12 protein-coding genes are annotated in these 13,482 nt (G+C 67.2%); 1 reads left to right on the forward strand and 11 read right to left on the reverse strand.

Going from position 1 to position 13,482, the window contains the following annotated elements; all coding sequences use genetic code 11:
• Window positions 1–58: 58 nt before the first annotated feature.
• Entirely contained in the window at window positions 59–946 is an 888-nt protein-coding gene (locus B9Y82_RS19745) for a hypothetical protein (protein WP_100475017.1), read from the forward strand.
• Between the two features lie 141 nt (window positions 947–1,087).
• Here the strand turns inward: B9Y82_RS19745 and B9Y82_RS19750 are convergent, their stop codons facing one another.
• From B9Y82_RS19750 to glnA, 11 genes are all read right to left on the reverse strand, one after another.
• Window positions 1,088–1,705 (reverse strand): superoxide dismutase family protein, encoded by a 618-nt coding sequence (locus tag B9Y82_RS19750; RefSeq protein WP_100475018.1) that lies wholly within the window; start codon window positions 1,703–1,705, stop codon window positions 1,088–1,090.
• A gap of 32 nt (window positions 1,706–1,737) precedes the next feature.
• Window positions 1,738–2,307 (reverse strand): superoxide dismutase family protein, encoded by a 570-nt coding sequence (locus tag B9Y82_RS19755; RefSeq protein ID WP_087921124.1) that lies wholly within the window; start codon window positions 2,305–2,307, stop codon window positions 1,738–1,740.
• A 93-nt stretch (window positions 2,308–2,400) separates the two neighbouring features.
• Entirely contained in the window at window positions 2,401–3,849 is a 1,449-nt protein-coding gene (ntrC, locus tag B9Y82_RS19760) for a nitrogen regulation protein NR(I) (RefSeq protein WP_100475019.1), read from the reverse strand.
• The gene (locus tag B9Y82_RS19765; protein WP_100475020.1) at window positions 3,842–4,903 is read right to left on the reverse strand and encodes a two-component system sensor histidine kinase NtrB; all 1,062 of its coding nucleotides are present in this window, start codon (window positions 4,901–4,903) and stop codon (window positions 3,842–3,844) included. The genes ntrC and B9Y82_RS19765 overlap by 8 nt, the downstream gene beginning before the upstream one ends.
• 115 nt (window positions 4,904–5,018) lie before the next feature.
• Window positions 5,019–7,064, reverse strand: coding sequence for a TonB-dependent receptor (locus tag B9Y82_RS19770; protein ID WP_100475021.1), 2,046 nt, complete (start codon window positions 7,062–7,064; stop codon window positions 5,019–5,021).
• Window positions 7,065–7,205: 141 nt separating this feature from the next.
• Window positions 7,206–7,532: a hypothetical protein gene (locus B9Y82_RS19775; RefSeq protein ID WP_100475022.1), complete on the reverse strand. Its 327-nt coding sequence runs from the start codon at window positions 7,530–7,532 to the stop codon at window positions 7,206–7,208.
• A gap of 84 nt (window positions 7,533–7,616) precedes the next feature.
• Window positions 7,617–8,786: a murein transglycosylase A gene (gene mltA, locus B9Y82_RS19780; RefSeq protein ID WP_100475023.1), complete on the reverse strand. Its 1,170-nt coding sequence runs from the start codon at window positions 8,784–8,786 to the stop codon at window positions 7,617–7,619.
• A 55-nt stretch (window positions 8,787–8,841) separates the two neighbouring features.
• Window positions 8,842–9,588: an N-acetylmuramoyl-L-alanine amidase gene (locus B9Y82_RS19785; protein ID WP_087924112.1), complete on the reverse strand. Its 747-nt coding sequence runs from the start codon at window positions 9,586–9,588 to the stop codon at window positions 8,842–8,844.
• Between the two features lie 170 nt (window positions 9,589–9,758).
• Window positions 9,759–11,189 carry an ammonium transporter gene (gene amt, locus B9Y82_RS19790; RefSeq protein ID WP_100475024.1) on the reverse strand — a complete coding sequence of 477 codons (1,431 nt, stop codon included), beginning with the start codon at window positions 11,187–11,189 and terminating at the stop codon, window positions 9,759–9,761.
• Window positions 11,190–11,210: 21 nt separating this feature from the next.
• Complete coding sequence (locus B9Y82_RS19795) at window positions 11,211–11,549, reverse strand: P-II family nitrogen regulator (protein ID WP_004134334.1); 339 nt, start codon at window positions 11,547–11,549, stop codon at window positions 11,211–11,213.
• Between the two features lie 323 nt (window positions 11,550–11,872).
• Window positions 11,873–13,282 carry a type I glutamate--ammonia ligase gene (gene glnA / locus B9Y82_RS19800; protein ID WP_100475025.1) on the reverse strand — a complete coding sequence of 470 codons (1,410 nt, stop codon included), beginning with the start codon at window positions 13,280–13,282 and terminating at the stop codon, window positions 11,873–11,875.
• Window positions 13,283–13,482: the final 200 nt, after the last annotated feature.

Here is a 13,482-nt window from a genome sequence, read left to right on the forward strand (position 1 = left end):
AGCAGGCATAATGGAGCCAAGTGTAGCTGCCGCCCTGTGATGGGCCAACCGTGGAACCATGAGCAAACCCGACCCCGCGATGAATGCCCTTGGCGTGCTGGCCCTGGAACTGGCCGGCGGCGAAATCCCCCGCCAAGCGGTACTCAGCGCCGATCAGGCCGGTGAACTGGCCGAACGCGTCGGCCGTGACCTGGCCAAGCTGGTGCCGCAGGTGGCCGAGCTGGACCTGGTGTTCGCCGCCGCCCATTTCGACCCGGCCGAAGTACTGCGCCCGGGCTGGCCGATCCACCGCCGGCTGGAAGAGCTGCAGATGCGCGCACCGGGCCGCAACCAGGGACCGCGCCTGCTGGCCTTCGGTACCGATGCCAACGGTGATGTGCCGCTGCCGTTCCAGGCCGATGCCAGCCTGGTGGGTGGCGGCCTGCGCGTGGTGCCGTTCCTGCTGACCGGCAGCGACGTGGCCACCACCAATGCGGTGGCCGAGGCGCTGGAAGACACGCTGCTGGCCAACGGCATGGCCCATGCCGACACCGCGTTGATGGCGCAGAACACCTTCGGTGCCCGCATCGAACACGCGCGCTATTTCACCGTGAATGATCTGGCCGCGATGATGTCGATGCAGTACGACAATCAAGGTCTGGCGGCGCTGTGGCCGCTGATCGAGACCGCGATCATGGCGCCGGGCGAGGACGAGTGGCTCAATGCTGCGCCCGAGCCGCTGCTGCGCTATACGCACGGCGAGGCGCGCATGGCACTGTTCGACCCGGCCGGCTGGTGCGCCCACTACAACCACGGCAAGAACGACTGCGATCGCTTGAAGGGCATCTACGAGCAGTTCCTGATGCGCCAGCGGCAGATGGCGGCGGTGCTGGAAGCGCACGGCGTGCCGGTGCTGTTCGTGCACTGCGAGGCCGGGCAGGACGCGCGCGAGCTGCTGGCACGCTGATCCGGGTGGCTTGTTCTTGTTGGTAATGCCGGCCACTGGCCGGCAACCTCCGGATCTACGATTGCCGGCCAGCGGCCGGCACTACCGATCAAGAAAAACGCCGGCTTGCGCCGGCGTTTTCCATTTCCAGCAGGATCGCGCTTACGGGGCCTTCTGGATCACCGCACACGCCAGGCGCGCGCCGGCGTTGCCGGTCGGTTGGGTCTTGTAGTCATCCGCATCGGCGTGGACGATCAGGCCGCGGCCGATGATGTCGAAGTCATCACCCTTGCCGATGTTCACGTTGCTCGACACCGGGCCGTCGATGGTGGCCACACCCTTGTCGTCGGCCTTGATGTTGGGCATGTCGCCACCGTGGTGCGGATCGGCGGCCACGCTGCCGTGGTCCTGCTTGCCCGGGTTGAAGTGGCCACCGGCGCTCATGCCGTCCGGCGCGCTGCAGTCGCCCTTCTCGTGGATGTGGAAGCCGTGCTCGCTGCCCGGCTTCAGGCCCGTGACCTGGCCGGTTACGTGGACCTTGCCGTCGACCACCTTGAAGGTGACGCTGCCCTTGGTTTCGTTGCCCTGGGTCGGTGCCAGTTCGGCCGTTGCCGAAGCATCGGCAGCCGGTGCGGTGGCCGGTTCCGGCGTTGCCGCCGGTTCGGTGGTGGCGCCCTCGGCCGGCGGGGTTTCAGCCTGCGGCGCGGCCGGTTGCTGGTTGCAGGCCGCCAGGCCCAGCGCGGCGATGGCCGCGAACAGCGAAGTGTGGATCAGACGCATTGGAATCTCTCCCTGGATGAAGCCTGCGGTGATCAGCGGACGACCCGGATCACGCCACAGGCGATGCGGACGCCGGCATTGCCGGCGGGCTGGCTGCGATAGTCGTCGGCGTTGGCATGCACGACCAGTGCACGTCCGGCGATATCGGTGGCGGCGCCTCCGCCAAGGGTAACGCCCTTGAGGTGGATATCGACGTTGGCGCGGCCCTGGGCGTCGGCACGCAGATTGTCCATGTCGCCCAGGTGGTGCTTGCCGGTACCAGCGCGGCCATGCGCAGCTCCACCAGGATTGAAGTGATTGCCAGCGCTGCTGGCATCCACCGCACTGCAGTCGCCGCGCTCGTGGATGTGGAAGCCGGCCAGCTGCATCGGCTGCAGGCCACCGATCAGGCCGGTGATGTGGATGCCACCGGGCTCCACCATCAGCGCGATGCGGCCACTGACGATGCTGGCCGAGGCCGGCGACAGATTGGCCTCGGCCTGCTTGGCGGCGCTGACCACGGTCGGCGGCGGCGGGGTGGGCTCGGCCTTCTTCGGCGCACTGCCACAGGCAGACAGCAGCACGGCGGCGGACAACGGCAGGATGGCAAAGGACAGGCGCATCGAAGACTCCTTGCAGATGACACTAAGCATTGCATCGTCCATGAACGATCAACGGTTCGGCAAGCGGGCGCGAGGATCGCGTGCAGGGGCCGTTCAATGGCCCCCGCGGCGGCGCCCGGCGCCCAGCTTGCGGGTAAGGGTATTGCGGCCGAGGCCCAGGCGGGCAGCGGCTTCGGCGCGGCGGCCGTGGGTGATCTGCAGCGCGGCCTCCAGCAGGGCATGGTCGACCCGCTCGCGCACCTGCGCGTGCAACCCTTCCGCCCCCTCACCCAGCTGCCGGCGTGCCCATTCCGACAGCATCGCCTCCCACTGCCCTGGATCGGCACTGTTGCTGCTGCCGCGGCGGCCCCGCGCGCGGTTCAGCGCGGTATCGACATCGGCCACGCCGATGGTGTCCGCGGCGGCCAGCGCGGCCATCCGCCAGCACACGTTCTCCAGTTCACGCACGTTGCCTGGCCAATCATGCTCGCGCAGCGCCTGCAGGGCGGCGGCGGTCAATCGCTTCGGTGGCGTATCCAGCTTGCGTGCAGCGGCGGCCAGGAAGGTACTGGCCAGTTGCGCGATGTCCTCGCGGCGTTCGCGCAACGGCGGCAGCTGCAGGCGCACCACGTCCAGGCGGTGCAGCAGATCGGCGCGGAACTTTCCCAGTGCAACCAGGCCTTCCAGATCCTGGTGGGTGGCGGCGACCACGCGCACATCGACGCGGATCAGCTCGCGGCCACCGACGCGGAAGAACTCGCCCTGTGCCAGCACACGCAGCAGGCGGGTCTGCAACGGCAACGGCATGTCGCCGATTTCATCCAGGAACAGCGTGCCACCGTCGGCCTGCTCGAAGCGACCGATGTGGCGGCGCTGCGCACCGGTGAAGGCGCCGGCTTCGTGGCCGAACAACTCGCTTTCCAGCAGCTCGGCCGGAATCGCGGCGGTATTGAGCGCGACGAACGGCCCCTGCGCTCGCGGTGATTCACGATGCAGCGCGTTGGCCACCAGTTCCTTGCCGGTGCCGGTCTCGCCGGTGATCAGCACCGCCAGCGGCGCCTGCGCCAGGCGACCGATGGCGCGGAACAGCGCGCGCATCGGCGGGGCATCGCCCACCAGCTGCGGCGGTTGATCGCCGTGCGTTTCCGCCGCTGGCGTGGGCGCCGCCAGTGCCGGTGCCACTGCCGGCAGCACGCGCTGCGCCAGCGCCACCGCATCGTCCAGGTCGAACGGTTTGGACAGGAATTCATGCGCGCCACCGCGGAACGCGCCCGCAGTGCTGGCTACGTCGGTATAGGCCGACATCACCACCACCGGCAGTTGCGGCAGCGCGGCCTTGAGCTTGTCCAGCAGCACCAGGCCGTCATCGCCCGGCATGCGCACATCGGTGAACAGCAGCGCCGGTGGCGGGCCCTCGCTCAAGGCCTGCAGGGCGGGCGCGGCGCTGTCGAAATCGACGACCTGGTAGCCCGCTTCGCGCAGCGCGGTACACAGCACGAAGCGTACGGCTCGATCGTCATCGACCACCCAGATGCGCTGTGGGGACGAAGAAGACTCAGACATTGCGCGTGGCCTCCTCGGACGGGGCGGTACCGTTGATGATCGGCAGCAGCAGGGTGAACACGGTATGGCCCGGGCGCGAGCGGTAGGTCAGCGTGCCGCGATGCTCGCGTGCCACCTGCTGGGCCAGCGCCAGGCCCAGCCCAGTGCCTTCGGCGCGGCCACTGACCAGCGGCAGGAACAGGTGCTCGGCCAGTTCCTCGGGAACGCCACGGCCGTCGTCGGCGATTTCCAGGCGCAACGCCAGCGTGTGCAGCTGTTCGGCAATGCGCACGCCATGTTCCACGCGGGTGCGCAGGGTGATGCTGCCGGCACCGGCCTGGATCGCATTGCGCACCAGGTTCCAGACCGCCTGGGTGAGGCGGTCGGCGTCACCGTGGAATTCGGGAATGCTGGGGTCGTAGTCACGCTGCAGGCGTACCGCCCAGCCGGCCTCGTTCTCGGCCAGGCGCAGCACGCGCTCCAGCGCGGCATGGATGTTCAGCTCGGCATGCGGTGCGGCCGGGGCCGGCGACAGCAACTGGTCGAGCAGGCCGTTGAGGCGTTCGATCTCCGAGCCGATCAGCTCGATCAGTTCGCGCTCGCTGGCATCGCGCTGGACGGCGCGGCGGGCCAGCAGCTGGGCGGCGCCCTTCAGCCCGGCCAGCGGATTGCGCAGCTCGTGGGCCAGCCCCTTCAGCGCCGCGCTGAGCGCGCTGGGCAGCGCCTGGGTCGGGTCCAGCCCGGGGAATTCATCGACCGGGTGCGCCTCCAGCAGCCAGCCACCATCGTCGCGGCGGCTCATCCAGCCCTCGGCGAAGCGCGGTGCCTCGCCGGGCACCGCCAGCGCCAACCGGTTCAGGCGCAGGCTGTCGCGCTCATCGCGGGCTAGGAAATGGGCCAGCGCCTCGCCCTGCACTTCCAGAGCGACCAGCGGCCGACCCAGCAGGCGCCGGGCGCTGACGCCCAGCCAGCGGGCAAAGGCTGGATTGCAACCGGCAATGCAGCCATCAGCCCCGGCCCAGGCCAGCGGCGTGCCCAGGGCATCGAGAGACGGCGAGGGTGTGGGGTCGGACATTGCACCAATGTAGTGCAAAACGCGGGGTTCGGGGTCGGATCCCTTTCCGCCAGGAAAGGGCTCTGACCCCTGCTGCAGGTCGAGCAAGCTCGACCACTACCAGATGCGTGGCCGGTTACAGCTTCATGTTGAGGCCGACGAACACGCTGCGCGCCGGGGCCGGAGAGAACATCGGGCGGGCGCTGTCCCAGAAGAAGCTGTCGTACCAGGCGTAGGCGTACTCGCGGCCGGTGACGTTCTTCAGTTGCAGGTCCACGCTGAAGCGCGGGGTGAGCTGGTAGGCCGCGCTGAGGTCGAGCACGGCGAAGCCACCGAACTTGCCGGCCACGTTGCGCTCTTCCAGGTAGTAATCGCCCTGTGCACGCGCCTGCAGGCCCAGCCGCAGCGCATCCGTGGCGCGGTAGTCCAGACCCAGGTTGCTGATATGGCGCGGCGTGGCGGCCACTTCGCGGCCCTGCAGGGAAATGCTGGCATCGCGGTCGTCGCGGGTGATCTTCGCTTCCTGGTAGGCGTGCGACGCCCATACCGTCCAGTCGTCGCCCAACTGCAGGCTCAACTGCGCATCCACGCCGCGCCGGCGGGTCTTGCCCAGGGTGACCGTAGTGCCGGTGGCCGGCATGTTGGACACCTCGTTTTCCGCATCCTGCTGCCACACCGCCAGGCGCGCCTGGCTGCCCGCGAACGGTTGGAACTTCAGGCCCAGCTCCATGCCGGTGTTGGTGGACGGCTGCATGGGCGCCTGCCCCGGGGTGAGGTAGGCCGGTGCGGTGGAGCCAGTCAGCACCTGGAAGGTGCGGCCCCAGTTCGCGTACACGTGGGTGGTCTGGCCCAGACTGTGGATGATGCTCAGCTTGGGCTGGCCGATGCTGCCGTAATCCTGCAGGCGGCCGCTGACGCCGTTCATCAGGTGCGTGCGGCCGCTGAAGCGGTCCACGCGGTAGGCCGGCACGATCTTCCAGGCCTCGACGGGCTGGTAGACGGCCTGCACATAGGCGCCCCAGTTGTCGAAGCTGTGCCGATCATTGTTCTGCACCCGTGCCGGTGGCCGGCTGAAATCAGTGGGTTCGGCGTAGGCGTAGCGCTCGCGGAGGTAGCCGTTGTCCTGCTGCTCGTAGTTCAGGCCGCCCTCGACAGTAAGCGCGGGGCTGGCCTGCCAGGTGAGCGTGCTGAGCAGGCCATGCTGCCGCTCGTCCCACACGCGGCGCTGGCGCGGCAGGTTGCCGGTGGGCAGGTTGCTGAAGGTCACGCGGCGATCGTCTTCGTAGCGGTTGTAGTACAGCCGCGTGCCAAAGGTGAGTGCGTCGGACAGTTTCATGTCCAGGTGCGCGGCAAGCTGGCGCATGTCGCGGTCATCACCGTCGTTGCCGTTGCGCAGCTCGCTGCCACGGCGGTGCGTGCGCAGTTCATCGGCGGTCATGAAGCCCGGTTCGTCGGCCTCATGGTGGTAGGCGCGCGCGGTCAGACCCACGCGCAGGCCGTCGTCCAGCGAGCCGAAGAACCACTTGCCGCCCAGTGAGTACTTCTTCGAGGTGTCGTGGTCGCGGTAGCCATCGCTGGCCTGGGTGCCGACGAAATAATTCTGCGCGAAGCCATTGGCTTCGCGGCCAACCGCCAGCTGCGCATCACGGGTGTTGTAGCTGCCGTAGGCCAGGCGCGCATCGGTGTAGCTGCCACCCTGGCGCGTACCGAAGTTCACGTTGCCGCCGATGTTGTGCAGGCCATAGCGCGGGTCGTTGGTACCGCGCACCACTTCGATGTAGCTGATGTCCAGCGGGAACAGCATGTCGATGAAGCGCTGGTTGCCGCTGTTGACGTTGCTGGGGATGCCATCGATCAGCGTCTTGATGGCATTGAGGTAACCCTCGCCGTTGAAGGCGCGGAAGCTGACCTTGCCCGATTCGGCGCCCTGCCGGGTTTCGGTGAGCTGGATGCCGGGCATCTGCCCGAGCAGTTCCCAGCTGTGCGAGACGTTGCGGTTTTCGATCTGGTCTGCACCCAGGACGTCCACCGAGGTCAGCACCTGGTGCGCACTGAGCTGGCCTTCGCCGTGCTGATGTACCTGCACCTTGCCGAGGGTGAGCGCGGCGTCGGCCGATTGTGCGAGTGCTTCAGGGGCGAGCGGCGCGGCCGCCAGGGCAGCCACCAGCGTGGAGGTCTTCATGGGAAGGGGCAGTTGCAGTGAAATGTAACTATATAACATTTCACGCGTCGCCTTTGTAGAGTCGGGCCACGCTTGACTGCTCCTGGCAAACGGTAGTCGAGCGTGGCCCGACTCTACAAAGGCGGGTGCCGAGGGGTGGGATTACACCGGGTAGCCGGTGGCTTCCCGTGCCTTCTTCCAGGCGCTTTCGAATTCGCGTGCGCTGATCTCGTCATCTTCATCGAAATCCAGGAACGACACCGGCTGGTCGGCCAGCAGGAAACGGTCGTCGCTGTGGGCATGCTCGTCGGCCCAGACCATCCTGGTGCCGTAGATCTCCACCTGGCGCACGATCTTCTCGCCACGGGCTTCCATCAGCACGTTGCCCTTGCCCAGGCCCGATTCGGCCCAGTGCTTGTAGTACTTCTTTGCGGCGGATTTCGCGGCGGATTTCGCGCCGGATTTTGCGTTGTGCTTTGCGTAGGTCATTGCAGGGGTCCTGGCCGCAGGCGCGGCCGGAAAGTTCGGAATGGCGCCATTATCGCCCGACCTCGCAGCGCGCAGGTGAGCGCTTCATTGGGCCGACGCCGGCAAGGCCACACCCTTCGGCCACAGCATCCAGATGTTGCCCTTCTGCTTCATGTCGCCGGCCAGCTTGCCGGCGGCATCGCCGCTGCCCCAGTACAGGTCGGCGCGCACTTCGCCGGCGATGGCGCCGCCGGTGTCCTGCGCGGCCACCGGGCGTACCACGGGCGTGCCATCGGGGCGCGTGGTGGACAGCCAGAGCAGGCTGCCCAGCGGCACCACGGTGCGATCCACCGCCACGCTGTAGCCGGCGGTGAGCGGCACGTTCAGTGAGCCGCGCGGACCCTCCGGGCTGTCCGGGTTACGCACGAAGAACACGTAGCTGGGATTGCTGCGCAGCAGTTCCGGAACGCGCGCGGGATTGGCCCGGGCCCAGGCGCGGATCGCGTCCATGGTGACGTCTTCCTTCTTCAGCTGGCCCTGCTCCACCAGCCAGCGACCGATGGCGCGATACGGGTGGCCATTCTGCTCGGCATAGGCCAGCCGCACCTGCGTGCCGTCAGCGAGGCGTACCCGGCCCGACCCCTGGATCTGCAGCAGCTGCAGGTCCATCGGATCGGTCAGCCAGGCCAGCACCGGGGCTTTGGCGCCCTTGGCCGCGATGGTGCCGGCGTCGTCATAGGGCTTGAGCACCTTGCCGTCGAGGCGACCGCGCAGGCGCTTGCCCTTCAGTTCCGGGTAGACGCTGTCCAGCTGCACCACGATCAGATCATTCGGCGTGCCGTAAACCGGTACGGTGGCAGCGGCCGTGCGGGTGAGGCTGCCGGTGTAGATCGGCTCGTAGTAGCCGGTAATCAGCCCGTCGGCCTGATGGCCCCCAGCACGCAGCGCATAGACATCGAGGTCACGCTGCAGGAACTGGCGGATCGCGGCCGGGTCCTTGTCTGAAACCGCCGCGGCGGTGGTGCAGGATTTTGCCCAGACCGCATCGTTCTTCAGGCGGGTGCAGCTACTGCGCCAGGCAACGAAGCCGGCCCGCAGGTCGGCATCGGAGACCGCTGGCAGCGTTTTCCAGTCGACCTTGGCGTAGGTAGCGGCAGCCGGCTTGGCTGCAGCCGGCGCTTCGGGGCCAGTACCCGTGGTGGCGCAGCCGGCGAGCAGAACGATGGCAAGCAGTGCCCAGTGCTTGTGCGTGGAGAAGGAGGCGGATTCGGTCATGCCGCCATGGTGTCGTGCAGGTCGTCAGGCGGCAAGCCGCGACAATCAGAAGTGTTCAGGGCATCTGCAGCAGAAGTGAGTGCAGGATGCGGGCATCCTCGGCATCCAGCGTCTTCGGCAGGTCGTCGCGGCCACGGAAACGGCGGTGGAAGGCAGCGACGGTGGCGTCGCGGTTGTCCAGCGGATAGCCGAAGCGGGCCAGCGCATTCCACGCGTCGAAGCCTTCCGGCGCAGCCCCGTCGGCCGCGCGCGGCCAGACGCCGAAACCGGCCTCGGCCAGCTGTTGCCACGGGAAGAACCGGCTCGGGTCCTGCTTGCGCGTCGGCGCCAGGTCGGCGTGGCCGATCACCTGGCGCGGCGGAATGTTCAGGCGGGTGGTGAGATCGCGCAGCAGCACGATCAGCGATTCGATCTGCGCCGCACTGAACGGACTGCGGCCATCGTTGTCGAGCTCGATGCCGATCGAGGCCGAGTTGAGATCGGTGATGGTGCCCCAGCGCCCGGCGCCGGCGTGCCAGGCACGGCGCTCATCGGCGACCAGCTGGTAGCGATGGCCATCGGCACCGATCAGGTAGTGCGCACTGACCGGCCCACCGCTGTTGGCGGTGCGCAGCGTACGCAGGCTCTGCTGCACCGATTTCTGCTCGGTGTGGTGAATGACGATGATGACCGGCGTGCGCGCGTTCTGGTTGGGTGACGGCACCCAGGTGGCGAGCGGGTTGCGGGTTTCCTGCGGCGTGGAGGCGCAGGCGGCCAGCAGCAGGCAGGCCGAGAGCATCAGGGCGGTGCGGGTCGGGTGCATGGCCCGATTGTGCGCGATCAGGCGCGACGATGCATGCCGTTGTGCCGACCAACGGTCGGCACCCACCGGAGCAGGAGCAGTGCCAGGCAAGCCTGGCACCCACCAGAACAGTAGAAGTGCCGACCAACGGTCGGCACCCACACCATCAATGCAGTAGCTCCGCCGCTACTTCAGGCCTCGTAGGCGGACTCGCCGTGCGAAGTCACATCCAGACCAGTACGCTCTGCTTCCTCGGTCACGCGCAGGCCGACCACGACCTTGACCACCAGCAGGATGACCGCGGTCACCACTGCCGACCACAGTACGGTCAGGCCGACGCTGACCACCTGCACCCACACCTGGTGGGCGATATCCAGATCGGCCTTGGTCCCGCCCAGCGACTGTGCACTGAACACGCCGGTGAGGATCGCGCCGACGATGCCGCCGACCCCATGCACACCGAACACATCGGCGGTGTCGTCCACTTTCAGCAGGCGCTTGAGACCGGTCACGCCCCACACGCAGACCACGCCGGTGACGAAGCCGATCACGATCGCGCCGAGCGGGCCGACGGTGCCACAGGCCGGGGTGATGCCGACCAGCCCGGCCACCGCACCCGACGCCGCACCCAGCGCCGACGGCTTGCCCTTGCCGATCGCCTCCACCAGAGTCCAACCAAGCACGGCAGCAGCGGTGGCCAGCACGGTGTTGAGGAAGGCCAGCGAGGCCACGGTATCAGCCGCAGCGGCGGAGCCGGCGTTGAAGCCGAACCAGCCCACCCACAGCAGCATGGCGCCGATGTAGGTAAACGGCACGTTGTGCGGCTTCAGCGCGGTCTGGCCATAGCCCAGGCGCTTGCCGACGAACCACGCGCCGACCAGTCCGGCGACGCCCGCGTTGATGTGGACCACGGTACCGCCGGCGAAGTCGATGGCACCCAGCTCACCCAGGTAGCCGCCACCCCAGACGATATGTGCCATCGGGATGTAGCTGAGGGTGAACCACAGCGCCGAGAACAGCAGCACCGCGCGGAACTTGATGCGCTCGGCGAAGGCACCGACGATCAGCGCGGTGGTGATGCCGGCAAAGGTCGACTGGAAGGCGACGAACAGGTAATCCGGCAGGCCCTTGATCGGCGTGTTGCCGACCGACTCGGGGGTGAAACCCTTGAGGAAGGCGAATTCAGTGAACGAGCCGAAGAACGGATTGCCGGCGCTGAACACCGCGCTGTAGCCATAGGCCACCCACAGCAGCAGCACCAGCGAGAACACCACCAGGATCTGGCTGAGCACTGACAGCACGTTCTTCGAACGCACCAGGCCGCCATAGAACAGGGCCAGGCCCGGCACGACCATCAACAGCACCAGCAGGGTGGAGGTGAGCATCCAGGCGACGTCGCCACGATCATAGGCGGCGGCGGCTTCGGCCACGGCCGGCGCAGCAGCTGCCGCTGCAGGATCCTGCAGCGGTTCAACCGCAACGCTTTCGCTGGGCAGCGGCGAGATCTGGGCCTGGGCGTGGGCACTGCCCGGCCAGGCGCCGGCGGCCAGCGCGCTGAGCAGCATCAACAGGCACACCAGATGGAACCGGGCTTGCCACCCGGTGAGAAGGCGCATCTTCATGGGGGAGTCTCCGGAAGGGGGTTACAGGGCGTCGGCACCGATTTCGCCGGTGCGGATGCGGATGACCTGTTCGACGGCGGTGACGAAGATCTTGCCGTCACCGATCTTGCCGGTGCCTGCCGACGACTGGATCGCTTCGATCACCGCGTCGGCACGCTCGTCGGTGACCACGGTTTCGATCTTGATCTTGGGCAGGAAATCGACGACGTACTCGGCGCCGCGATACAGCTCGGTGTGGCCCTTCTGGCGGCCGAAGCCTTTCACTTCGGTCACGGTGATGCCCGACACGCCTGCGTCGGACAGGGCCTCGCGGACCTCGTCGAGCTTGAACGGCCGGATGATGGCGGAGATCAGTTTCATGCGCATGTCCCGAGGGTGGATGGGGCCAGCGCGCCAGCGCGCGTTGGCATCAGGCAACCAGCGGCCATCAGGGTGATGGCCGTGGCTGTTGCACCGGACACGTACAGGGCCGGGACGGCCGTGCCTCTCTCCTTGCACGACCGACGCGGGAGGGAGGGCGGCCCTGGTCGCGTATCCGGTCTCTCTCTTGCCCCTGGATCAGGGGTCAGAGCCCGTTCGTAAACGAACGGGATCCGACCCCGATCTGACCGCGGCTCCCCAGCCGCGAAAACGGGCGCGATGGCGGCGGGTGGGAGGGGGAAGCCCACCGCCATCGCCCCCGGTCAGCTGGCGTAGTACAGCTGGTATTCCAGCGGGTGGGTGGCCGCGCGGAACTTGGTCACTTCCTGCATCTTCAGCGCGATGTAGCCGTCGATGAAGTCATCGCTCATCACGCCACCGGCCTTCAGGAACTCGCGGTCCTTGTCCAGCGCTTCCAGCGCCTGGTCCAGCGAGGAGCAGACCTGCGGGATCAGCTTCTCTTCTTCCGGCGGCAGGTCGTACAGGTCCTTGTCGCTCGGTGCGCCCGGGTCGATCTGGTTCTTGATGCCGTCCAGGCCGGCCATCATCAGCGCAGTGAAGGTGAGGTAGCCGGACTGGATCGGGTCCGGGAAGCGCATTTCGATGCGGCGCGCCTTCGGGTTGGACACCCACGGAATGCGGCACGATGCCGAACGGTTGCGGGCCGAATAGGCCAGCATCACCGGCGCTTCGAAGCCCGGCACGAGGCGCTTGTAGCTGTTGGTGCCGGAATTGGCGAAGGCATTGATGGCCTTGGCGTGCTTGAAGATGCCGCCGATGTACCACAGCGCCAGCTGGCTCAGGCCACCGTAGCCGTCACCGGAGAACAGGTTGGTGCCGCCCTTGGACAGCGACTGGTGCACGTGCATGCCGCTGCCGTTGTCGCCGACGATCGGCTTGGGCATGAAGGTGACGGTCTTGCCGTTGCGGTGCGCGACGTTCTTGATCACGTACTTCATGCGCAGCAGTTCGTCGGCCTTCTGCACCAGGGTGCTGAACTTGGTGCCGATCTCGCACTGGCCGGCGGTGGCCACTTCGTGGTGCTGCACTTCCACCTCGATGCCGACCTGTTCCAGGGTCTTGCACATCTCGGCACGCAGGTCGTGCAGGGTGTCGGTCGGCGGCACCGGGAAGTAGCCGCCCTTCACGCCCGGACGGTAGCCGCTGTTGGCGCCATCGTACTTGGCGCCGCTGTTCCACGCCGCTTCTTCCGAGTCGACCTGGAAGAAGGTGTGGCCCATTTCATTGGCGAAGCGGACCGAGTCGAAGATGAAGAATTCCGGCTCCGGGCCGAAGAACGCGGTTTCGGCGATGCCGGAGGACTTCAGGTAAGCCTCGGCGCGCTTGGCGATGCCGCGCGGGCAACGGCCATACGGCTGCATGGTGGCCGGATCGAGGATGTCGCAGCTGATCACGATGGTCGGATCGGCGTAGAACGGGTCGACGTAGGCGCTGGCGGTATCCGGCAGCAGCACCATGTCGGACTCGGCGATGCCCTTCCAGCCGGCGATCGAGCTGCCATCGAACATCTTGCCTTCTTCGAACAGCGACGGCTCGACGATGCTGACCGGGAAGGTCACGTGCTGCTCGACACCACGCATGTCGACGAAACGCAGGTCGACGAACTCGATCTGGTTGTCCTTGATCAGCTTCTCAACGTTTTCCACGGACATCGGTACGACCTCGGATGGGGATGAATGCCTGCTGAGGTACAGCAACGACCGTGCCAACTTTTCGCAGGCTGCAAGTCATTGATTTGCAAAAGACCGCCCCCTACCGGTGCAGAACCGTGCGCACCAAACGGGTGCAGCCGGCACCAGACGCACCCGTTTGGTGCAGCAGGGATCGTCTATCCTCTCGACCTTCTTTCTTC

It is taken from the genome of Stenotrophomonas maltophilia, assembly GCF_002799155.1.
GTDB lineage: Bacteria > Pseudomonadota > Gammaproteobacteria > Xanthomonadales > Xanthomonadaceae > Stenotrophomonas > Stenotrophomonas maltophilia_R.

Bases quoted from the DNA above. Each gene is read 5' to 3' on its own strand.
- B9Y82_RS19795 (WP_004134334.1), bottom strand. From the start codon at position 11,549: ATGAAACTGATCTCCGCCATCATCCGGCCGTTCAAGCTCGACGAGGTC.
- B9Y82_RS19765 (WP_100475020.1), bottom strand. From the start codon at position 4,903: ATGTCCGACCCCACACCCTCGCCGTCTCTCGATGCCCTGGGCACGCCG.
- B9Y82_RS19755 (WP_087921124.1), bottom strand. From the start codon at position 2,307: ATGCGCCTGTCCTTTGCCATCCTGCCGTTGTCCGCCGCCGTGCTGCTG.
- B9Y82_RS19785 (WP_087924112.1), bottom strand. From the start codon at position 9,588: ATGCACCCGACCCGCACCGCCCTGATGCTCTCGGCCTGCCTGCTGCTG.
- B9Y82_RS19745 (WP_100475017.1), top strand. From the start codon at position 59: ATGAGCAAACCCGACCCCGCGATGAATGCCCTTGGCGTGCTGGCCCTG.
- ntrC (WP_100475019.1), bottom strand. From the start codon at position 3,849: ATGTCTGAGTCTTCTTCGTCCCCACAGCGCATCTGGGTGGTCGATGAC.
- mltA (WP_100475023.1), bottom strand. From the start codon at position 8,786: ATGACCGAATCCGCCTCCTTCTCCACGCACAAGCACTGGGCACTGCTT.
- B9Y82_RS19750 (WP_100475018.1), bottom strand. From the start codon at position 1,705: ATGCGTCTGATCCACACTTCGCTGTTCGCGGCCATCGCCGCGCTGGGC.
- glnA (WP_100475025.1), bottom strand. From the start codon at position 13,282: ATGTCCGTGGAAAACGTTGAGAAGCTGATCAAGGACAACCAGATCGAG.
- B9Y82_RS19770 (WP_100475021.1), bottom strand. From the start codon at position 7,064: ATGAAGACCTCCACGCTGGTGGCTGCCCTGGCGGCCGCGCCGCTCGCC.
- B9Y82_RS19775 (WP_100475022.1), bottom strand. From the start codon at position 7,532: ATGACCTACGCAAAGCACAACGCAAAATCCGGCGCGAAATCCGCCGCG.
- amt (WP_100475024.1), bottom strand. From the start codon at position 11,189: ATGAAGATGCGCCTTCTCACCGGGTGGCAAGCCCGGTTCCATCTGGTG.